Origin of the sequence: Scytonema sp. PCC 10023 (assembly GCF_963920835.1) — a bacterium.
In the GTDB taxonomy this organism is placed as follows: Bacteria; Cyanobacteriota; Cyanobacteriia; order Cyanobacteriales; family Nostocaceae; genus Kalymmatonema.
Genome location: NZ_CAWUDP010000034.1, coordinates 17,062 through 39,421 on the forward strand (window position 1 = coordinate 17,062; position 22,360 = coordinate 39,421).

Sequence of the window (22,360 nt, forward strand, 5' to 3'; positions counted from 1 at the left end):
ATGTGCTTTAGGGAATTATACCATGATTAAGTCGGTAGGTGTGAGTGAGACATAAATCATGAAGAAACTATTTAAGGCTAAAAACTTTTTCAAGCTGAGTCCAGTTGTTGTCGCCGCCACATTTTTCGCAGCAAATAGCGCTATGGCTTCTGAAGTCAACGAACAGGTGACTTCCGTGTCCCAGTTGACGGCACAATCTGACAACCTCGGCCAAGTAACATCTGTTTCTCAGTTTTCCGACGTACAACCAACAGACTGGGCATTCCAAGCATTGCAGTCTCTGGTAGAGCGCTACGGTTGTATTGCTGGTTATCCCAATGGGACTTATCGCGGGAACCGTGCTTTGACCCGTTATGAGTTTGCCGCTGGTTTGAATGCTTGTTTGGATCGCGTTAACGAACTGATTGCAACAGCTACCGCTGATTTGGTAAGAAAAGAAGACTTAGCTACCTTGCAGCGCTTGCAAGAAGAATTCTCTGCTGAATTGGCTACCCTACGCGGTCGTGTCGATGCTTTAGAAGCTCGTACTGCTGAGTTGGAAGCAAATCAATTCTCCACTACCACCAAACTGGTTGGGGAAGCAATTTTCAACATATCTGATATCTTTGGTAGCGATGAGCGGGCTGTTCCCTCTGGTGTCCCCCAGGCAACAGCTCAAGACTTGGATTCCAACACCATTTTCTCTAACCGAGTTCGTTTGAACTTGAACACCAGCTTCTTTGGCACAGACCAGTTGCAAACCCGTTTGCAGGCTCGCAATACTACCCCATACGGTACAAACGTAACGGGTACAGACATGACCCGCTTGGCATTTGATGGAGATGGCAGGAATAACGGACAAGTCGGTGCTAACGACATTGAGATTGACAAACTTAACTATGCATTTAACTTAAGTGAGGCTATACGCATCAAGGTTGATGCATTTGGTGGTGAGTTCTACGAGAACATCAACACCTTCAACCCAGACCTCGCCAGTTCTGGTAGAGGTGCTATCTCCCGCTTTGGTCGCTTCAACCCTATTTATCGCCAAGGTAATGGTGGTGCAGGTGCGACAATTAACCTGAATCCCAAAGGACCTATCACTATATCAGCGGGTTATCTAGCTAACAGAGCTAATAACCCTAACGATGGCTCAGGTCTTTTCGATGGTAGCTATGCAGCGATCGGTCAGATAGCCTTCCAGCCCAATCAAGCGTTCAACATCGGTTTGACCTACGCTCATACCTATCTAAATACAGGAGGTGCTGTTAATGTTAATAATATTGGTGGTAATCTCCTCTTTGACGCCACTGGTAGTCAGTATGCCAATAACCCCTTCGGTGGTAATGCTCTGAGTTCTGACCACTACGCCGTAGAAGCCGCCTTGAGACTAGGACCCAGAATTACGATTGCTGGTTGGTATGGTTACAGTGAGGCACAAGGTAAGGGGGCTGCAAGTGGTAATAATGCATACTTTGAGAACTATGGTGCTACCCTCTCTTTCAGAGACTTTGGCCCACAAGGTAGCGTGCTTGCTTTTATCTTTGGTCAACCCCCCAAAGCAACTGGTAACGATTTCGTCCAAGCTAATGGCGTTCGTCGTCAAGATAGGGATACGACATATCACTTAGAGGCGCTGTACAAACTGCAACTGACTGACAATATTGCTGTCACCCCTGGTGTATTAGTTATCTTGAACCCAGAACACAACGACAACAACGACACCATTTATGTAGGTACACTGCGTACCACCTTCACTTTCTAAAATTAGTGATACGGCAACCCTCACCCTTATGAAATGGGGTTTTGCAAACAAAGCCTGCGAAAGCAGGCTTTTTCAATATGACCGAAAATCGGAGGGCGCAGAGCAAATAAATTCTATGATGCTGTTGGTCAATTCGCCAGGGATATTACCCCTCACCCTCCCTCGTTCCCAGGTTTTGCCTGGGAATGCTTTTTTTTGGAGGCTCCTGCCTCCTCCAAACACGAGAGGCAAGAGCCTAGGAATGACAACGTTCCCAGGCGGTAGCCTGGGAACGAGAGATCGGGGGGTCTAATCCCCTATAAATTCGCCTACAGCATCATAAATTTAGGGGTCTTACTTGCGGACGCCTCATTTTCTTACGTACAGATAAATACACACTTTCAAACCGTCGTTAGGGACTTCCAAATTAAAAAATATCCAACTTTTTTTGTGGGAGTGGCACTAAACGCCCGTCTTATAAACTGGGCGGGCTGTCCGGCCCACCCCACAAGATTGGATAATTTATTTGTTGAAATCCCTTATGGGGCAATACGGTTTAGTTAAGGTTGATGTGTAATATCATGTTCGGCTAATTAGTTATGATTTCCACGTTGACTGCACCCCACCCCTTTATCCCCTCCCCGCTCGCGGGGAGGGGAGCCTAAGCGCAGCTTTGGCGGGGTGGGGTTCTTCAAAAATGATAAGTAATCAACCGAACCTGATATAAAAAATCACGTATGTAGAGACGCTTCAAACAGCGCGTTTCTAGATTCTGTTCTTGATAAGGGTTCTGGTCTTATCACCAAGCGTATCGATTTATGGGTTTTTCGGTTTTTGTACAGATGTGGGAATCATCACTAATTAACCTGAGTTGATATTATATCTGGCTTTCTTAATTTTGAATTTTGAATTTTGAATTTTGAATTCGTATAAGGCCTCCGCAGCGCAAATAGGTGAATGTGTTCGATCCAATTGAAAATCGCTATAAATATATAAAGTTCTATCTACGGTGTCGGTCTGGAAACTATCCGTATCCTAGTGAAGTCCTCCTCTGTTGCTATTACACTCAATTCATTGACGATGCAACCACCCATTACAGCTGACACTGTTTTGCAAAACCGTTACCGGATCACTCAAACTCTGGGTCAGGGCGGATTTGGTAGAACCTATCTCGCTCAAGACCAAAGACGCTTTAACGAACTTTGTGCCATTAAGGAATTAATTCCAACAGTAACGGGGGGTTACGCTTGGGAGAAGGCAAAAGAACTGTTTGAGCGAGAAGCCGCAATTTTGTATCAAATACAACACCCACAAGTGCCTCAATTCCGGGAGAGATTTGAACAAGACCAGCGCTTGTTTTTGGTACAAGATTATGTTGCCGGAAAAACTTATCGTACTTTATTTGATGAGCGCAAAGCCTCTGGTGGTGTATTTACGGAAGATGAAGTGTGGCAACTGATGCGCTCTTTGTTACCAGTGTTGGAGTATCTTCACAGCCAAGGAATTATTCACCGGGATATCGCACCAGATAATATTATTCTGCGAGACAAGGACAATTTACCAGTTTTAATCGACTTTGGGGTAGTCAAAGAACTGGCAACGAAGTTAAAATCTCCAGATAAGACAACGCCAGCAACCACTGTAGGAAAATATGGTTATGCCCCTAGTGAGCAAATCCAGACAGGTCGAGCATATCCTAGCAGTGATTTGTATGCACTAGCCGTGACAGCAATCGTGTTGCTGACTGGGAAAGAACCTCAAGATTTATTCGATGAACACCATCTTACTTGGAAGTGGCAACCCTGGGTGAGCGTCAATCCACAATTTGCCTCTGTGTTGAATCGGATGTTAAATGCAAAACCGGGCGATCGCTACCAAAATGCTGCTGATGTATTACAAGTATTACAAAAATTACAAGCGCCGCAACAACCCAAGGTTTCAACTCCTAATCTTTCCAATGTACAAACAATTGCCGTTGGTCGCCGCCCTGATCCAGTACAACCATCAGTACAACCATCTGCTCCCAACAAACCTAAGCCAGTCATTCCACAACAGACTAGCCGTTCAGTTTTAGATAATCCTTTGGCACTTTTAGGAATCACGATTATTGTTATTCTTGTCGCTGGATTCACTTCTTGGGCGGTGGTGATGTCCATCCGTAATAAGTCACAAGCAACACCAGAAACCGCATCAACACAGCCGCAAACTTTCCCTTCACCTGTGATTCCTGGTGAAACTACGTTAACACCTACACCCACATCCACGCCGACACCCACACCTACACCCACACCTATCAACAATGAACCTGTCGTCTATAGCAAGCGCCTAAATTTTGGAACATCTAACACTGCTAACGTTGAGGGAACTCTCAAAGCGAATCAAACAATTGAGTACACTTTTTCTGGTGAAGAAGGGCAACAGTTAACAGTATTGCTTGCCCAAAAAGGCAGTGTTTTGCTATCAGTTTTGGCTCCAAATCAAGAACCAATCGACAATGCTGCCAGAGAGTTTTCATTTTACCAAAGAACATTGCCTTTTACTGGGAAATACACGATTCAGGTACGTCCTGTCCCAGAACTTCCTCAAAGCAATTACAGTTTTAGTGTTGGATTAGAAAACCCCGTCCAACCCACACCCACACCCACAGAAACCCCACCTTCACCCACACCCACAGAAACCCCACCTTCACCCACACCCACAGAAACCCCACCTTCACCTACACCGACACCCACAGACATCTCACCTTCACCCACACCCACAGAACCGCCGTCCACAGTTCCTCCTCTTGACCAACAAAATAACCCGCCTGTTACTGAAACACCCAACCCTGTTCCTGGTCAAACAGGTACGCAGCCAAGGCTGTAGAGCTTGATGCAAAAATCACATTAAATTTATGCTAAATTTCCATAGTATGGAATGATAAGCGATTTATCATAGTTACTGTTAAAAATTAGTTATTACCTAGTAATGACTAATAACTAATGACTGATAAACTGTTGAACGCACTGCTGGTTACAGGGACGGATACAGAGGTTGGCAAAACTGTTTTAACGACAGCATTGGCAGCTTACTGGCAAAAATATCATTCTTCCCGCAGCTTGGGAATTATGAAACTGATGCAATCGGGAGAGGGCGATCGCGAGTGGTATCAAAAGCTGTTTTCTTTAGATCAATCTCCTGAAGAACTGACACCTTTATATTTTCAAGCACCCCTAGCCCCTCCCATTGCTGCAGCAAAAGAAAATAAAACTATCGATTTAGCAAAAGTGTGGCAAACTTTTACAGCTTTGCGTCAACGCCGTGATTTTCTATTATTAGAAGCTTTAGGAGGATTAGGTTCGCCAGTCACAAATGAACTCACAGTCGCTGACTTAGCGGGAGAATGGCACTTACCTACGGTGTTGGTTGTACCCGTCAAATTGGGTGCAATAGCCCAAGCAGTCGCGAATGTGGCTTTAGCACGACAATTACGAGTGAATTTAAAAGGAATTATTCTCAACTGCGTTCAACCTCGAACAAATGCAGAAATTGCTGACTGGACACCAATAGAGTTGATAGAATCGCTGACTTACATTCCGGTTTTGGGCTGCTTACCGTATCTGGATAATCTAACTGATTTGGAAAAAATGGCACAAGTCGCATCAAATTTAGATTTAGAACGATTGCTACCTTTTGCAAAAGTTTAAAGCGTAAAAATAAAAATACTCAGCCGTCATTTAAATTTAAAAAATGTGAGACATGGTTTCTACATTCCCAAATCCCTCTTCTGTTGATTTATCTCGCGTCCGACTCTCCATCCGTTCACTGCAACCACAACTTGTGGAGTGGCGACGGGGGTTGCATCAAAAACCAGAATTGGGTTTCCAAGAAAAACTAACCGCCCAGTTTGTCTCGCAGAAATTGCAAGAATGGGGAATTGAGCATCAAACTGGCATTGCCGAAACTGGCATTGTCGCCACCATTCATGGTAACAACAGCACTCAAAAAGTGTTGGCGATTCGGGCAGATATGGATGCTTTGCCTATTCAAGAACTCAACGAGGTACCCTACTGCTCACAACACGATGGAGTCATGCACGCTTGTGGACATGACGGACATACAGCGATCGCCCTAGGAACAGCATACTATCTCCACCAACATCGAGACACTTTTGGTGGTACTGTCAAAATTATCTTTCAGCCAGCGGAAGAAGGACCAGGAGGCGCAAAGCCGATGATAGAAGCCGGGGTGTTGAAAAACCCCGATGTTGACGCAATTATCGGTTTGCACCTTTGGAATAATTTGCCTTTAGGGACGATAGGTGTCCGCGCTGGTGCATTGATGGCAGCTGTAGAATTATTCCGATGCACAGTGTTGGGCAAAGGCGGGCACGGTGCGATGCCTCATCAAACCATTGATTCGATTGTGGTTGCTGCACAAATTATCAATGCCCTGCAAACCATTGTTGCTCGTAATGTCAATCCGATTGATTCAGCAGTGGTGACAGTCGGTGAATTGCATGCTGGAACAGCAGAAAACGTGATTGCTGATACAGCTTGGATGCGTGGTACAGTACGCTATTTTAATCCAGAATTGAAAGGCTTGTTCCAACAGCGAGTCGAGCAAATTATTGCAGGAATCTGTCAAAGTCATAGCGCAAGGTATGACTTGGATTATTGGTCACTTTACCCACCAGTAATTAATGATGCTACCATAGCCGAGCTGGTACGCTCAGTAGCGCAAGAAGTCGTGGAAACCCCTGTGGGTGTGGTTCCTGAATGCCAAACAATGGGCGGCGAGGATATGTCTTACTTCTTGCAAGAAGTTCCTGGTTGCTATTTCTTCCTTGGTTCCGCTAATCCTGAAAAAGGCTTGGCGTATCCTCATCATCATCCCCGGTTTGATTTTGATGAAACCGTCTTGCCGATGGGTGTAGAGATGTTTGCTCGCTGCGTCGAAAAATTCTGTAATTGATAAAGGTAGATGGGTATAAATAAATAGCGGGTAAGAGGACTAATGGCTTATGGTTAATCGTTCACTTAACAATTAGCAATTAGTAACCTCTGCCAGTTACTTTTGGCATGAGTTCGATCTCCAAAGATTCATCTCCCATGAAGCCGATAATGATCAACAGCACTGCGGAATTCCTGGCTGTCGCCCAAAAGCACGGTCTTCGACTGAACGCCGAAAATGTAGAAATCAACGCATCAGGAGTCGATTTCCTCGTTGCGTTTGCCACTGACGAAGACGGCATTCCATGGGTGTTACGAGCACCCAGGCGACCCGACGTCATCGAAAGGGCAGTCAACGAAAACCGAGTGCTGGATCTGCTGCGCAAGCACCTCCGAGTCGCCGTGCCGGAATGGCGAGTGAACACAGAAGAGCTGATCGCCTACCCCAGACTTGCCGGTACTCCTGCCGCTACCGTGAATCCGGTAGCCAAGAATTACGATTGGTACATCGACCAGCAGTCGCCCCCCGTCGCCTTCGTTGATTCGTTGGCTCTTGCGATCGCGGCTCTGCACGCGATTGACCACGATGCGGCGTCCGAAGCTGGCGTCCGGGTGCTGCAGCCTACCGAGGTTCGGCAGTCGTTCGCCAAGAAGATGGATAAGGCGAAACCTCTGCTGGGAGTCTCGGAGTTGATCTGGCAGAGGTGGCAGAACTGGCTCGCCGACGACACATACTGGCCCAAGCACTCAGCACTGATCCACGGCGACCTGCACCCAGGGCACATATTGGTTGACCAGGACCATCGGGTAACCGGACTGCTGGACTGGACAGAAGCCGAGGTTGCCGATCCAGCGACGGACTTTGCCGCGTACTACGCCATTTTCGGTGAGTCTGCCCTTGCTCATCTGCTTCAACGGTACCAGGACGCTGGAGGTCGGGTGTGGCCTCGGATGCACGATCACATTGTCGAACTGTATTGCGCCTGCCCTGTCGCGGTCGCGATGTTCGCGTTGCTGACGGGTGATGACGCCTACCTAGAGTCGGCGCAGATGATGCTGTCCGCACATGAACAGCAAATGGCTGGTTTGCGATGAATTCCCTTGCATCGCACCAGACACCATGCGTATTTCTAGTGGTTTGTTTCATTAGTTTTGATATGTCGTAAAAGTGAGATCCCCGACTTCTTTAAGAAGTCGGGGATCTTGTAACCCATCAGAATTAATGCCATGAACCACTAGTTTAAATACAGTCGAGCGCTTTTTTTTGTGTTTTTTTAACCCTGTCGAACTCACGTACTTTTATTTCTACCCATCTACTCAATCCATGAATTCCCCAACATTAGATCCATCTGTCGCCTCTGCACTAGCAGACTTTGAGAAATCCAACGCGCCCAGTGTTTGGTCGAGTTTAGATAAAAACCAAGTGCTGGCAGAGATAAAAATGCGCCTTCTTGACCCGTTTCAAGTCAACCAAGGTCAACAACCATTTTGCGGTCCTGCATCAATTTTATTTGAGTTAGTTCGCAAACAGCCGCTGCGCTATGTGCAAATTTGCCGGAGTTTGTTTGAAACTGGTAGTTTTCAAGGGCAAACCAGACGCATTGAAACGTTGTATAGGTTGCGTCAAAGCCGAGGCAGACTACGAATGGGGCAAGCCGATTGGATGATTTTGGCAACGCTACGGGATTCAGAAAACCTACTTTTTTCTGTTGAACCAGACGGTCCGGATATACTGAGAAATTTGGCAGGTATGACCAAATCCTGGGAGATGAAAGGCTGGACACAGGAAGTACTAGGTTATCGCAAAGTAAAGCACATTCCTACTTACCTATACGGCGAATTCGACGTTTTGAATGAAGCTGCAGCAGTTATTGCCTCTGGTGGTGTGGTTTTCGCTTTGATCACCGCCGCAGGTTTACTAGGCACTGGCAACAAACCCCTTTTACCTTACCCGAATCACTGGATTACCTTACTTGGAAATATTTCGATTCAAGGGGGTGATTGGTTAGACAAAGAAAGGGGACGCATCAGCTTGGATGTCTACTCTTGGGCGAGAAAATATCATATTGACCTGGATGAGGAACCATTCGAGGATTATTTCTGGGGTGTTGTCATGGGTTCGATGTGATGTCATTGGCAATGCAAAATGTTTAGCCCAAATCACGCACATAAGCAAGAGCGAAAATACTTAAAAATAAGAAGAGTTGCAATGGCAATCCCAGCACCCGCATAAAACACGCCACTGATTCCGCCAATGCCAAAGGCAATTCCCATCAGCACCGGTCCTAGTATTCGTCCTAAATTGCAAAATGCCCCGTTGACCGAAATGACCGTAGCCAAATACTCCTTGGATGCTCGCGCCGCCACGAGTGATAGGATAATGGGGGAACAAATCCCAAAGCCAATTCCAAACATCACGGTTTGGATTAAGAGTGACCAAAGATTGGATACAAATGGCACGCTCAATAGAGCTACAGCATAGAAAACAAAAGATGCTTTAATTAAAGTTGTTTCTGGAAACCGTCTTGCCAGTCTTCCTACCTGTGAAGCTGCGATCGCAATTGCCATAGGTATGCTAGCAAGTATCAGTCCAATGACGAAACTGGATGATTGAAATAAATGTGCTATCAAAAGTGGTAAATAAGTTCTAAAGGCTCCATAGAGGAGCATGAATTGAGCGGTGCTGGCAATGAAAAGTGCTGCAAGTTGGGGATTTTTAAGGGTTTTTAAGGCATAAAGCCAATCCACTTTGGGAGGTTTTTCTCTTGCCGATTCAGGATTTTTGAGTCCAAACCACACCAGGAGTGCTACTGGGATAGCTGCTAAGGATAGAAAAAAGGGATAATGCCAGCCCAAAACTGCTAGTGCGCCGCCAATAATGGAATAAGTTGCTGTGCTGGCATTGATGATACTGGTGTTGTAACCAATCGCAGTCGTGCGTCTCGTTCCTGAATACAAATCGCTGATGAGTGCAATGGTGAGAGAATGCAAAGAAGCACCACCAATTCCCTGAAGAAAACAGAAAAACAGCAAAACGTTAAAGTCACGGGCAAAGGCGCAAGCTGTGCCAGCAATTCCAAACAATACCAGAGAAGGAACAAGAATTTTCTTTCTGCCAAAGCGATCGGCAAGCACTCCAACCACAGGTCCTAATACAAGAGATGGAAGGGAGAAGACTGAGATTAATAAACCAATCTTTTGTGGAGGTACGTTTAACGCCTGGATAATCTTGGGAAAAGCCGGAGGGACGCTAGCAAGTACGAGAAAGGTGATGAGAGAAACTGCAAAAATGATGAGCAGATTTTTGTCTTGATAGAGTGGCGTTTGGTTCTCTTGCTGATGCTCGGTGCTTGCTGATCGCATAAAATTGGTCTCTGCAATAATTTCAACAGCACCTAGATATCTTACTAAATTTTCGACCCTCTCAAGCTAAAGCGCTTGGAAGTAGCAGCTACACAAAAGCTTGTCCGCCTACGCGGACTCATACCGGAAACCAAGTAAAAGTCACTCACAAGTCAGAACAAGTCAGAACAAGTCAGTCAGTAACTCAGGTAGCAGTAGATTTTAATAAATTTGTAGAGATAAGTTCGTACAATATGCTCTCATCCCAAAAACAAGACTACCTTTAGAAAAGAGAACAAACTGTGATGGTATCACAAGCTACCGCTTTTCTAGGGTATGTTGCTAGACGGTTGGGTTCTATTTTCGTTTTGCATGAATTCAGGAGAAATGAATTCATGCAACGACGCGTTCCTGATATCTTGCACCATTGTCAAAAAGACCAAAAAAACTAGGTTTTTGAACGATAAACTAAGGTTTTAAGGCTCTATAGTTAACATGACAGCACTCATATGAAAGAGAAATTCCATTATCGATTAAATTTATTTCTTCTGTGGGTACCGATAACAATTTTATTAAATAGTTGTGGCTCAGATTTTAAATCTGTTGAAAATTTTGTCAATGAGCATCAGACTAACATTAAAAATTATTCTGATACTTTGGCACAAGATATTTATGAATCTTGTTTAAGAAGAACTCACTACATTATTTTAACGACTCTTGAAGGGCCAGATATACGCGAAGATACATTAGAGGGATGTAATACTGACAATAAACCCAATGTCAGTAGAGTAAAAGACGCTAATGATCTATTACTTCAATATATGAAAAGACTTGGTCAAGTAGCCAGTGGTCGGACAGTTTCTTTTAATGAAAATATTGATAATCTTCAAACTGCATTAGTAAATTTAAAGGTAGGAACTTTTGTATTTCCTAAACCCACTGTTGAAGCTGGAACTAGTATTTTCCGAATTTTAGTTAATACATTCTCAAAAGAAAAAAGAGGAAGAGGTCTTAAAAAAGCCATTTTATGTGGTAATGAATCTTTACAAGCCTATATTACAGGAAATCCTACTTTTGATGAGAAACAGCCGCCTAGTGAAGGTTTAATCAAATTAGCTCAAGACGGTTATATTGAGGGAATACTTGAGATTGAGAAATCCCAAATTAACAGTTACTATAAAACTTATTTTTCCAATATTAGACAATCAAATGGCTTGCCAATATCTACTGCTTTAGAAGTCGAAAAAGATTACAACAAGGCGATGGAAATAGTTCAAGAAAAAAATGATAATGCTCAAAATTATATTAGTGTGCTTCAAGCAACGGCTCAAGCTCATAATCAGCTAAAAAATGAGTTTTTAGGGAAAGGAGAAAATGCAATTGGTCAAGAAGAAGTAAAAGAACTATGTCAAAGTGTTTTCGCAGGTAGAGAAAGTGATTTAGAAAAAAGCAAACAAAATACAAAATTGGACATAAATGAGCAACAAATGAGAAAAGCTCAAGAAATTTTGAGCCATTATTCTCAGAAATTAAAAATTTTGCAGAATGATTTAGAAAAAGAGAGTGATATAAAAATATAGGAGATTTACAAATGTCTAATGAATTTTTGACAAAACAAGATTTACTTTTCTTAACAAAGAAAACTGTTGAGCTAGTAAACAAATCAACAAATCAAAGAATAAAATTACTTGATTTAGATATCATAGATAACAACCAAAATACATTTATTTCTAATGAAGAAGCCAAGCTTTTAAATGAAGCTAATAGAGCAGCAAATCTGGCTATTAAAACTATAACTACTGACTTAAAGAACAGTGAAGCGTCAAAAGTTTTACAAAAAACAATAATCGATTTACAAGAAGTCATTGAGCAATTAGAAAAGTTTAATATCTTTATTGGAATTTTTGCAAAATTAATTACCGTCTTTTCAAGAATTAATCAAGTTATAGCAGCAGGTGGAGGAGCAGTTGTTGTCATTAGCTCTTTAGTTGACGAGTTAATAAAATTATCGAATTCTGTAGGAGAGCGAGGTGGTGGCAATAATGAAGATTATGTACCAGGCACAATATAGATAGGGTGCGAGTCAATACTGCGTAGGATTTGCCCTGAATTCAAATTCGGGCTGAAAGCTTAAACCCGTTAAAACGGGTTAAAAACCATATACAGTCAGATAAATCTGACTTTAGCTAAAAACTGCGAAATTTATTTCTTGGCTCTATCCCTTGCAGTATTGGGGTGCGGGTTCCTTCATTGCATAAGTCAAATTTAGTGTCACCTATATAACTTTAGTGAAGTATGGCTTTTTTGCTGACTCACGAACTCCGTCTCTAAGTTTTCCTTAACTGCATTTGTAGAGTGTTGTGTAGGGGGTTAGGGGTGGAATTACAAAGCGTACAGTACCTAAGCGAGAGCTGCTGTCGAAAAAAGCTAATGAGGTAAAATACCCATGACTAAAAATATTTACGCTTTGCTAGTTGCTATTGACAAATATCATCCTGCTTCAAGAGTTGGTTCCTTAAGCGGTTGCGTAAACGATATTGATGCTGTAGAAGCATATCTACAAGAGAGAGTTGCTCAAGATGGCAAGTGGGAAGTTAAAATTTTGATACTCAAAAATCAAGATGCAACTCGTGAGGCGATTATTAATGGTTTTCAGCACCACTTATGCAAAGCTAACAATGATGATGTAGCACTATTTTACTACGCAGGTCATGGTTCTTATGAAACAACTCCTCCAGAGTTTTGGGATATTGAACAAGACCGCCAACACGAAACTATAGTCTGCTATGATAGTCGTACAGAAAATGTTTCGGATTTAGCTGACAAGGAATTGGGGTATTTAATCTCCAAAGTGGCGCAGAAAAATCCACATATGATGGTTATCATGGATTGCTGTCACTCTGCTACGGGAACAAGAGACCCAGAAGTGACAGTGCGTCAGGCAGCGATAAATGCAAAACAGCGAACTTTAGACAGCTTTATTTTTGCTCAAGACCAACCTGCATTAAACCAGTTGTTAAGTAATCAGACGACACGTGTTGAGTGGTTAAAAGCAAGGCACATTTCCCTTGCTGCTTGTCGAGCCGACCAAGTAGCAGAAGAATTTAGAGATAAAGATGGTAAAAAAAGAGGAGTTTTTTCTTATTTCCTGTTAGAAACATTACAAAAAACTAATGGAAATTTGACATACCAAGATTTACTGAGAAATGTTAATGCTTTAGTCAATGGCAAAGCTCAAAAGGGACAATCTCCGCAAGTAGAAGCTGTTTTCAAGGATGATTTAAACCAACTATTTTTAGGTGGTGCTATTAGTGAACGTCCTCCCTACTTTACTCTGGCATTTAACAAGCAGAAATATAACAATTGGATAATTCAAGGCGGTGCTTTGCATGGTATTCCCAAACCAAATGCAGGAGGAAATACTTTATTAACCATTTTCCCTGCTGGAAGTACAACAGAGTCTTTGCGCCAAATGTCCAATAAGCTAGCAGTAGCAAAAGTCACTCAGGTGCTACCACAAATTAGCAAAGTGGAAATAACAGAAGGCAGTGATAAATTATCGGAAAATGAGACTTATTGGGCAGTTGTCACCAGTTTACCAATCGAACCATTAAAGGTAAATATTCACGGAGAAGTTAGTGAAGAAAAAGGTATTGAACTGGCAATTCAAGCATTGAAAACAGCAAGTTTTGGAGACAAACCATCTTTGTTTGTTCAGCAAGTTGAAGAAGCAAAAGATGCGGATTATTTCTTGTTTGCCCGCAATAGTCAATACTGGATTACTCAACATGATAAGCGTCCTCTAATTGCTCCCGTACCGGAAAAACCAGACCAAAATGGGTACACGCCGGAAGTGGCAAGGGATGCTATTCTACGTTTAGAATCCATCGCCCGTTGGAATAATATCCTTGAACTAAAAAACCTAGCCACAAGTAAAATTAGCTATGAAGATGTGGAAATAGAAATTCTTGTTGTGGAAGGGAAAGATTCATCTTCATCCATATCAGATATGCGTTTAGAGTACACCTATGATGAAAATTATTGGGATGAAGACACTGGTGAACATTGGAAACCAATTACCTTGAAAATTAAACTAACAAATCACAGCAGAAAAACACTGTATTGTAATGTCCTAGTCCTGTCAGAAAATTACGAAGTAAGTATACCTTTTTTTTCAGAAGAGAGTAGTTTTCAATTAACACCAAAAGGCTCAGGAGCAGGCTCAACACGTAGCACGGAAGATTTGCCTGTTTTTATCCCTGTAGAATACTTAAAGCAGGGAATTACTGAGTACAAAGATATATTGAAATTAATTGTCAGCACTTCCGAGTTTGATGCTAGCATACTGAAGCAAGATGGATTGAACCCTCCACCATCCCCAACTCGTTCTGTCGGTTCGCTAGGTATTCTAGATAGATTGATGGAGCAAGTAAATTCCCGTCAATTCAAGAATAATTCTGGGGGAAATTATGATGATTGGATGACCAAGCAAGTTACACTGACTTACGTGCGTCCACAAGATACTAAACAGATTAAGCAAGGTGAAAGCACCACCTTACTTGATGAAGTAGTGGAACTACAGCCCCATCCTAGTTTACAGGCAAACGCAAACCTAACTACCGTCCCACAAATCACCAGAGATGTGGCTAATCCAGTTTTACCACCTATCTTGGTGCAAGACCCAACGGTATCCCAACCTTTCCAATTTACTACTAGTCGAGGTAGCGACCCAGGACTGAGTGTTTTAGAGTTAACGGAAGTAGAAAATCACGCATCTGTTACACCAGAAACACCGCTAAAATTATTAGTAAATACAACCTTGGAAGAAAAGGAACATATTGTACCGTTAGCTTACGACGGTGAGTTTTATCTCCCTTTAGGTCGAGGATTAAAAACAGAAGATGGCAAGACAGAAATTCGCTTAGAGAGTTTACCGAGCCCAACAAATAGTAGCCGTAGTGCATCTGGCTCAATCAAAATTTTATTCCAAAAACTGGTCACTCAACCATTAGGTGCTCCCTTTGAATACCCAATTTTAGCCATAGCTGATATTGGGACAGATGGCAAACTTATTGCTAATCCAGAGATCAAAAAGCTAGAAAATATCAAAGCAAAAGTTGCCCAATCTAAGAGAATTTTACTCTACATTCATGGTATTATTGGTGACACTGAAAGCCTAGTTGGTAGTGTTCAAACGGCGAACATCGGGGGACAATCAATTAAAGAATTATATGATTTAGTGCTGACTTTCGACTATGAAAATCTCAACACTACCATTCAGGAAAATGCCCAATTATTACGTCAACGCTTAGAAGCAGTTGATTTGGGCTCAAACCACGGCAAAGAATTGCATATTATCGCCCACTCAATGGGTGGTTTAGTTTCACGTTGGTTTATTGAGCGTGAAGGTGGAAATCAAATTGTTCAACATTTAATAATGTTAGGTACACCAAATGCCGGTTCCCCTTGGCCTAAGGTACAAGATTTAGCTTTTGCACTTCTTGGGATGGCGTTGAATCAACTTTCAACTGTTGTTTGGCCTGTGAAAATTTTAGCGCAATTAGTAGAACTTTTGGAGTCAAACGACAATTCTCTAGAACAAATGCAACCAAACTGTGATTTTCTGCAAGAAATAGCAAAAAATCCAGATCCTCATGTTCCTTACACGATTATTGCTGGTGACAGGTCATTAACATCTACAGCATCACAAAAGGACATCGAAAAGCAAACTATTCTCCTGCAAAAACTCATGCAGAAACTATTTGGGAAAGCTGTCGATAGTGTAATCAATTTGGTATTTTTTAAGCAACCTAACGATATTGCGGTCACTCTAGATAGCATTAAAAGTGTGAACTACAACCGCTCACCTCAACCCAAAATATTACCAGATGTTGCCTGCGACCACCTTAGCTACTTTACTCATCCAGCTGGCTTAGAGGCGGTTGCCAAAGCACTTGAATCCATCTCTTAAACCCTGGTAAGGCAAATGTTTCATTGGAGGGAAATAAATTGTAATAATAAATATGACTGAGCACTCAGAGGAAAAGCCAAACTCAAATTCAAATTTTCGTCAAATTAAGCACATAGCTGATATCTCTACTATCCGGCTTATGCTAAACCCTGGGCAATGTGTAAGTAACTCGGGGTAAATAATCATCACTGGTTTGTAGTAGTGCTAAAGCGCTAAAGCGCTACTACAAGCCGAATCTAGAGATGTGACATCTCGTTACATAGTTGTGTTTTTTCGTGCCGACCTAGTTATGATAAGATTGTCCACCTTAAATAGCTTTTCAATTTAATATAGTCTTGCTTAAAATGAGCAACTGCATAAGCTTCAAACTGAGGCACCTATAAAAGAATAGAAACGGATAAAAGACAATTACTGATAGAAAAGGAGTAAAATCATGCCAAACAAGAAAACTTCTCAAGAAAGCGGTAATAAAGAGAATTATCCTGAGACTCCTTTAGATCCTAGAACTATAATTCGTCCAAATACAGACAAAACGGTACCGCCAAACCAGGGTAGCCAAAGTAATGATGGAAAGTAACCGCATCTTCTCAAGAATAAGCGATCAGTGTCAATAAAATCTAAATTAAGAGACTTCAACGATTAAAAAATATCCAACTTTTTCTTGTGGGATGGGTATCTAACCTATCCTACAAAATGGATAATTTATTTTTTGGAAAGCATTAAGGGACGTCCAAGAATTAAATTACTCAATTCCTGCATCGAATGTCACTATCCAATTTCTTCTCCCCCTGCTCCCTCATCTTCCCCTGCTCCCCCTGCTTCCCAAAACGATTGATTATTTTTTTAGTTGGAAGTCCCTAATGCAATTAATACTTTCCTGTTAACAATATTTAGGAGATCGCTTTCTCGCTTTTATTGTTGGAAAATCAATCAAACGATAAATCCGAAGTCTTTTGTTGACTCAGATCTTGCACCTTGGTCAAAAACCAGGTTTCTGAACGGCAAATAAAGCTTTTGTAGTGTCCTCATTTTCAATAAACCAGGTTTTTCTGGTCTTGTTGAGAATGGTACAACATATTCAGTTGATTCATTAACTAAAGTTTTTGTCAAGGGTAATTTAAATGCGCTTATCCTGAGTAATCATGAACTACCGCACAAATGTGCCTGGAAAGGCTAAAAAGGCGGTGTCTCTCTCAATCATTCGTCCTTTTTGCAAGAAAAACTCGCCTATACATACTCAGATCTTGCACCATTCTCACTAAGCGTAAGGTGGGCACTGCTCATAACGCAAAAATCAGGTTTTGAGCGTATGGTCAGCAGTGCCCACCCTACAACAATTGCAATAATGGAACTGGTGCAAGATGTCAGCATACAAATGTTTGTGGATTAATAAATTCCTCTAAGAATTGTTTAAAATTAATTAAAAATGAAAACTATTTCATATAAATGTTTTTAATAAACGTGAAATCTTGCAGCTAATTCAATTTGCAATGAAGATGCAAAGACCTTATTTTTCCCAAATAAATAATAATAAAAAATAACTAAGATAGGGGTTGTATCATGCCAGATTTTTCACACAATTTGGCGTTCGTCATTGGTATTAACAATTATAAAAACGGTATTTCTCCTCTCCAAACTGCTATCAATGACGCCAAAAAACTGGTAGAAATTCTCCAAGAAAAACATAAATACCAAGTGTGGGTTTACTTGGACGAAGATGCAACCCTGAACAACCTAAATCATCTGCTGGAAAAAACTCTGCCACAAGAGGTTAAGTCAGATGCTCGCCTCCTATTTTACTTTGCAGGTCACGGGATAGCCCTGAATAGTGATGATGGTCCGCAAGGTTATTTAATCCCACAGGATGCCAAGGCGGGAGACATCAACACCTACCTACCGATGACTCAGGTACACGAATGTTTGACTCATTTGAATTGTCGTCATTTCCTGGGTATCTTTGACTGCTGTTTTGCTGGTGCGTTTCGCTGGTCATTTACCAGAAATGTCATGTCACCACCCAAGGTACTCCACCGAGAACGTTACGATCGCTTTATCTGCGATCCCGCTTGGCAGGTGATTACCTCTGCGGCGGCTGACCAAAAAGCTTTAGATGCGTTGCATCTCAATACTCAACGCGGTCGAATTGGTAATCATTCTCCGTTTGCTACCGCATTGTTTGAAGCGCTCACAGGTGCTGCTGATATCTATCCTCCAGCGACTCATGGCAAATCCTCTGGAGACGGGGTCATTACTGCTACGGAACTGTACTTATATATACGTGACCGAGTTGAACCTGCCACTGAAGCATATCGCCAAAAGCAAACCCCTGGTATTTGGTCTTTGACAAAGCACGATAAAGGCGAGTATGTCTTTCTCACACCAGGGCATCCATTAAACTTACCACCAGCACCGCCTTTAGACGAGTCGAAAAACCCCTACCGAGGTTTACAGCCTTTTGACGAAAAACACAGCGATCTGTTTTTCGGTAGAACAGAGTTAGTCAAAAAACTGCACAATTTCGTTGCTACCAATCCCCTGACTGTGGTGCTGGGTGCTTCCGGTTCTGGTAAGTCTAGCTTAGTGAAAGCGGGATTAATTCCTCTATTGAAATCAACAAATCAGCAGCAATCCCATCAGCAGTGGAGCATTCTACCTACCATTCGCCCTGGGGTGTCGCCATTCTTGGCTTTGAACTATGCACTTGCTCATGCTAATCTACCAGAGGTGAATCGGCAGCATACTCTCGCTGATATTATTACTACTTGGGTAAGTCACAATTACAACTCAAAGCTACTGTTATTCATTGACCAGAGTGAAGAACTTGTGACCCTTTGTGACGATGAGGAAGAACGCAAGGCATTTCTAAACGAAATTGCAAAGGCAATTATTACCCATCCTCAGCAATTACGGGTAGTTTTGACATTACGCTCCGACTTTGAACCGCAGTTAAGAGACCTTGTTTTAAAGTTGCTCCCAACAACCATTAAGTTAGAAAATACTGCCCTAAAGAATAATTGGCAAAAAGGACGATTTATCGTGTCTGCCATGACGAGAGCAGAATTGCGGGAAGCAATTGAGAAACCAGCAGAAACAAGGGTTATGTATTTTCAACCCCACAGTTTGGTAGACCAATTGATAGACGAAGTGGCTGATATGCCAGGGGCACTGCCGTTACTGTCCTTTGCCTTAAGTGAACTTTACTTAAAGTATTTAAAGCGACAATGGGAGGCTAACAATCGAAATATAACCATTGACCGCGCTCTTACCCAAGCTGATTATGAAGAATTGGGAGGAGTCATCCAATCCCTGACCCAACGAGCTGAGCAGGAATACAAGGCATTGGTGGAGCTTAACTCAGCTTATAAGCAAACTGTACCTCATGTGATGTTACGGATGGTTGCTTTTGGTGGCGGTGAAGTCGCTCGCCGTCGGGTATCAGAAATTGAACTCGAGTACCCAGAACCAGAAAACAAGCGGGTCGAGGAAGTCGTTAAGCACTTTTGTGATGCTCGCTTGCTGATTAGTGGGGCAGATGCGGAAGATAAACTTTACGTGGAACCTGCCCATGATGCTCTGATATGCGGGTGGCATAGGTTGCGCGAATGGGTCAACGCGGAGAAAAACCTGGAACTACAACGCCGTTTAACCCCTGCTGCTTTGGAGTGGAAAAGTGTCAAAAACAACGAGCAACTATCAAGTTTTTCAGCTCGGGCTGAATCTCTGCTCAATTGCATTGAGCAGAAATTTGATTTTATTGAAAACTGGTTTAATAAAAGCAAGATTAAGTCAATAAAGAATACCCAAAAACATCCGAGAGAAAAATCAGTAAATTATCTTTGGAATGACGATCCTTACCTCGCAGTCTTGAATGAGAAACTTAAGTCCAGTGACTACTGGTTGAATCAGGCAGAAGCAGAGTTTGTGCAGCGTAGCGTCAGGCGAAAACAAAGGAATACTCGCTTGCGTTGGACTATTGCGATCGCGGTGATGCTGGGAAGTGGTTTGAGTGTTGCAGCTTTAACTGGTCAGCGCAATGCTCAAATCAGACAGATTGAGGCAGATAGGCGAGTCTCGGAAGGATTATGGGTCTCCTACCGCGAACTAGAATCACTAAGTTATGGTATCCGAACAGCACAAAATTTAAAGCATCCTCTCCTAAAACTATTCCCCCCCAATTCCCAGGTTAGATATGGATTAGCGAAATCTCTGCAAACCAGAATCTATAGAATAAAAGAACATAACCATTTATTCGGGCATAGTCGAGATGTGACAAGCGTTAGTTTTAGCCCAGATGGTCAGATGCTTGTCTCAGCGTCAAAGAGGGACAAAACCATCAAACTGTGGAGTGTAGATGGTCGGGTACTCCAAACTTTTACAGAGCAACCTCAAGCTGTGACAAGTGTCACCTTCAGCCCTGATGGCAAAACTATCGCCTCTGCCAGTGAGGACAAAACTATCAAACTCTGGAGCATAAATGGTCAGGTACTCAAAACTTTGACAGGACATACTCAAGGTGCAACAAGTGTCACCTTCAGCCCTGATGGTAAAACTATCGCCTCTGCCAGTGAGGACAAAACTATCAAACTCTGGAGCACAGATGGTCGGGTACTCAAAACGTTAGCAGGGCATACTCAAGGTGTAACAAGCGTTACCTTCAGCCCAGATGGCAAAACTATCGCCTCTAGCAGCCAGGACAACACCATCAAACTCTGGAGCACAAATGGTCAGGTACTCAAAACTTTGACAGGACATACTCAAGCTGTAACAAGTGTCACCTTCAGTCCAGATGGTAAAACTATCGCCTCTGCCAGTAACGACAAAACCATCAAACTCTGGAGCACAGATGGTCAGGAACCGAAGACTCTTTCGGAGCACAAGCGTGCTGTGCTAAGTGTCAGTTTCAGCCCAGATAACAAAACTATGGCTTCTAGCGATCAGAAAGGCGTTATTAAATTATGGAGCTTGAATGATTACAAACCGCAAGACTTTCCTCTACAAGATGATCGAATCTACAGCGTCCGCTTTAGCCCCGACGGCAAAACTTTAGCGTTGGCGAGCGGAAACAACTCGATTACCCTCTGGCGTCCAGAGGGCGAATCACTGCAAATCATTTCTGGGCATGATGGTGCTATCACCGATATCACTTGCAGTGGTGATGGTAAAATTATCGCCTCTGCCAGTGAGGACAACACCATTAAACTCTGGAATGCCAATGGACAGTTACAGAGGACTTTGACTGGACATAGTGGCACGGTAAAAAGCCTTAGTTTTAGTCCTGACAGCAGAGTATTGGCTTCAGCAAGTGAAGATAAAACCATCAAACTTTGGTACTTAGATGGTCGGACATCCAAAACGCTACGCCTGCATGGCGCAGCCGTAACAAGTGTCATATTCAGCCCAGATGGCAAAACCCTAGCCTCTGGTAGTGAAGATAACACAATTAAACTTTGGAATGTTGATGGACAGCTACTGAAGACTTTGACTGGACATAATGGCAAGGTAATAAGCCTCAGTTTTAGTCCCGATCGTAAAATGCTAGCCTCAGCTAGCGCGGACAGAACTATCAAACTCTGGAATTTGGAAACTTGGAAAGCGAAAACATTAGGTCAGCATGATGATGTTGTTACGAGTGTCAGTTTTAACCCAGACAGCAAAACCCTAGCTTCTGCTAGTCAGGATGCTACAGTTAAACTCTGGAGTTTGGATGGTCAGGTACCTAAAACACTTCGGGGTCACCGTGGTACAACGAGTGATGTCAGTTTCAGCCCCGACGGTCAAATTCTGGCTTCGGTTAGTCGGGACAGCTATATAAACCTCTGGCGTTTAGATGGTCAAGAACTGACTGATCGCACTCTACATTCCAGCCCTATAAATAGTGTTACGTTCAGCCATGATGGGCAGACCTTTTTCTTTGGCAGTGACGATGGAAAAATTACTGTATGGAACTTAAATCTCGATGATTTAGAAGTGCGCGGTTGTCGCTGGTTAGAGGACTATCTTAAAGCCAACCCAAACCAAAATCGTGAAACGCGCCATATTTGTGAAAATCTTGGAGCTTTTCAATGAACTTGCGGTTTGTAACCATACTCTACATCTGGTTCATTCTCTGGCGGTAGGCTAACTCTATGTCTGGGTTCGCGCATTTTTGGGCTTTGGACAAAATAAGTGAGTTCGCGAATATTGTGATTCTGTTAGCGAATTCATGTCAGCCGCAATTTTTGGCGCGATCAACTAGAGCGCCGATACATAAAAACCCGGTTTCTGTCATCGAAAAGATTGATTTTCCGTTGAGCAAACTCGAAGAAACCGGGTTTTTGAGATTACTGTACCGACGCTCTAGCTTCTTTTTGTCCAAAGTTCAAGTTATAGCGCTTTGCAAGTCAGTGAGATACG

General features: G+C 42.7%; 12 protein-coding genes. 11 read left to right on the top strand and 1 reads right to left on the bottom strand.

Annotation, left to right across the window (positions count from 1 at the left end; genetic code table 11):
• Positions 1 to 58: 58 nt before the first annotated feature.
• From ACM0OZ_RS20880 to ACM0OZ_RS20905, 6 genes are all read left to right on the top strand, one after another.
• Positions 59 to 1,744 carry an iron uptake porin gene (locus tag ACM0OZ_RS20880; RefSeq protein WP_414584733.1) on the top strand — a complete coding sequence of 562 codons (1,686 nt, stop codon included), beginning with the start codon at positions 59 to 61 and terminating at the stop codon, positions 1,742 to 1,744.
• Positions 1,745 to 2,803: 1,059 nt separating this feature from the next.
• Positions 2,804 to 4,588, top strand: a complete 1,785-nt coding sequence (locus tag ACM0OZ_RS20885; RefSeq protein ID WP_414584734.1) for a protein kinase domain-containing protein — start codon at positions 2,804 to 2,806, stop codon at positions 4,586 to 4,588.
• Positions 4,589 to 4,719: 131 nt separating this feature from the next.
• Positions 4,720 to 5,409, top strand: coding sequence for a dethiobiotin synthase (bioD, locus tag ACM0OZ_RS20890; RefSeq protein WP_414584791.1), 690 nt, complete (start codon positions 4,720 to 4,722; stop codon positions 5,407 to 5,409).
• A 52-nt stretch (positions 5,410 to 5,461) separates the two neighbouring features.
• The gene (locus ACM0OZ_RS20895) at positions 5,462 to 6,676 is read left to right on the top strand and encodes a M20 family metallopeptidase (RefSeq protein WP_414584735.1); all 1,215 of its coding nucleotides are present in this window, start codon (positions 5,462 to 5,464) and stop codon (positions 6,674 to 6,676) included.
• Between the two features lie 149 nt (positions 6,677 to 6,825).
• Entirely contained in the window at positions 6,826 to 7,749 is a 924-nt protein-coding gene (locus ACM0OZ_RS20900) for a macrolide 2'-phosphotransferase (protein ID WP_414584736.1), read from the top strand.
• A gap of 229 nt (positions 7,750 to 7,978) precedes the next feature.
• A complete protein-coding gene (locus tag ACM0OZ_RS20905) occupies positions 7,979 to 8,782 on the top strand; it encodes a hypothetical protein (RefSeq protein ID WP_414584737.1) in 804 nt (267 codons plus the stop codon).
• 32 nt (positions 8,783 to 8,814) lie between these two features.
• Here the strand turns inward: ACM0OZ_RS20905 and ACM0OZ_RS20910 are convergent, their stop codons facing one another.
• Positions 8,815 to 10,017: an MFS transporter gene (locus tag ACM0OZ_RS20910; protein WP_414584738.1), complete on the bottom strand. Its 1,203-nt coding sequence runs from the start codon at positions 10,015 to 10,017 to the stop codon at positions 8,815 to 8,817.
• A 488-nt stretch (positions 10,018 to 10,505) separates the two neighbouring features.
• Here ACM0OZ_RS20910 and ACM0OZ_RS20915 point away from each other — a divergent pair, with 488 nt between their 5' ends.
• The 5 genes from ACM0OZ_RS20915 to ACM0OZ_RS20935 all read left to right on the top strand — a co-directional run bounded on the left by ACM0OZ_RS20915 (position 10,506) and on the right by ACM0OZ_RS20935 (position 22,033).
• Positions 10,506 to 11,576, top strand: a complete 1,071-nt coding sequence (locus tag ACM0OZ_RS20915; protein WP_414584739.1) for a hypothetical protein — start codon at positions 10,506 to 10,508, stop codon at positions 11,574 to 11,576.
• 11 nt (positions 11,577 to 11,587) lie between these two features.
• Positions 11,588 to 12,067, top strand: a complete 480-nt coding sequence (locus tag ACM0OZ_RS20920) for a hypothetical protein (RefSeq protein ID WP_414584740.1) — start codon at positions 11,588 to 11,590, stop codon at positions 12,065 to 12,067.
• Positions 12,068 to 12,442: 375 nt separating this feature from the next.
• Complete coding sequence (locus ACM0OZ_RS20925; RefSeq protein WP_414584741.1) at positions 12,443 to 15,967, top strand: caspase family protein; 3,525 nt, start codon at positions 12,443 to 12,445, stop codon at positions 15,965 to 15,967.
• Between the two features lie 433 nt (positions 15,968 to 16,400).
• Positions 16,401 to 16,544, top strand: coding sequence for a hypothetical protein (locus tag ACM0OZ_RS20930; RefSeq protein ID WP_414584742.1), 144 nt, complete (start codon positions 16,401 to 16,403; stop codon positions 16,542 to 16,544).
• A 983-nt stretch (positions 16,545 to 17,527) separates the two neighbouring features.
• Positions 17,528 to 22,033 (top strand): caspase family protein, encoded by a 4,506-nt coding sequence (locus tag ACM0OZ_RS20935; protein WP_414584743.1) that lies wholly within the window; start codon positions 17,528 to 17,530, stop codon positions 22,031 to 22,033.
• The last annotated feature ends 327 nt before the right edge of the window (positions 22,034 to 22,360 follow it).

What these genes read in the sequence shown, in the direction of transcription:
- ACM0OZ_RS20880 (WP_414584733.1), top strand. Translation starts at nt 59, where the DNA reads ATGAAGAAACTATTTAAGGCTAAAAACTTTTTCAAGCTGAGTCCAGTT.
- ACM0OZ_RS20930 (WP_414584742.1), top strand. Translation starts at nt 16,401, where the DNA reads ATGCCAAACAAGAAAACTTCTCAAGAAAGCGGTAATAAAGAGAATTAT.
- ACM0OZ_RS20910 (WP_414584738.1), bottom strand. Translation starts at nt 10,017, where the DNA reads ATGCGATCAGCAAGCACCGAGCATCAGCAAGAGAACCAAACGCCACTC.
- ACM0OZ_RS20920 (WP_414584740.1), top strand. Translation starts at nt 11,588, where the DNA reads ATGTCTAATGAATTTTTGACAAAACAAGATTTACTTTTCTTAACAAAG.
- ACM0OZ_RS20915 (WP_414584739.1), top strand. Translation starts at nt 10,506, where the DNA reads ATGAAAGAGAAATTCCATTATCGATTAAATTTATTTCTTCTGTGGGTA.
- ACM0OZ_RS20895 (WP_414584735.1), top strand. Translation starts at nt 5,462, where the DNA reads ATGGTTTCTACATTCCCAAATCCCTCTTCTGTTGATTTATCTCGCGTC.
- ACM0OZ_RS20905 (WP_414584737.1), top strand. Translation starts at nt 7,979, where the DNA reads ATGAATTCCCCAACATTAGATCCATCTGTCGCCTCTGCACTAGCAGAC.
- ACM0OZ_RS20935 (WP_414584743.1), top strand. Translation starts at nt 17,528, where the DNA reads ATGCCAGATTTTTCACACAATTTGGCGTTCGTCATTGGTATTAACAAT.
- ACM0OZ_RS20900 (WP_414584736.1), top strand. Translation starts at nt 6,826, where the DNA reads ATGATCAACAGCACTGCGGAATTCCTGGCTGTCGCCCAAAAGCACGGT.
- ACM0OZ_RS20925 (WP_414584741.1), top strand. Translation starts at nt 12,443, where the DNA reads ATGACTAAAAATATTTACGCTTTGCTAGTTGCTATTGACAAATATCAT.
- ACM0OZ_RS20885 (WP_414584734.1), top strand. Translation starts at nt 2,804, where the DNA reads ATGCAACCACCCATTACAGCTGACACTGTTTTGCAAAACCGTTACCGG.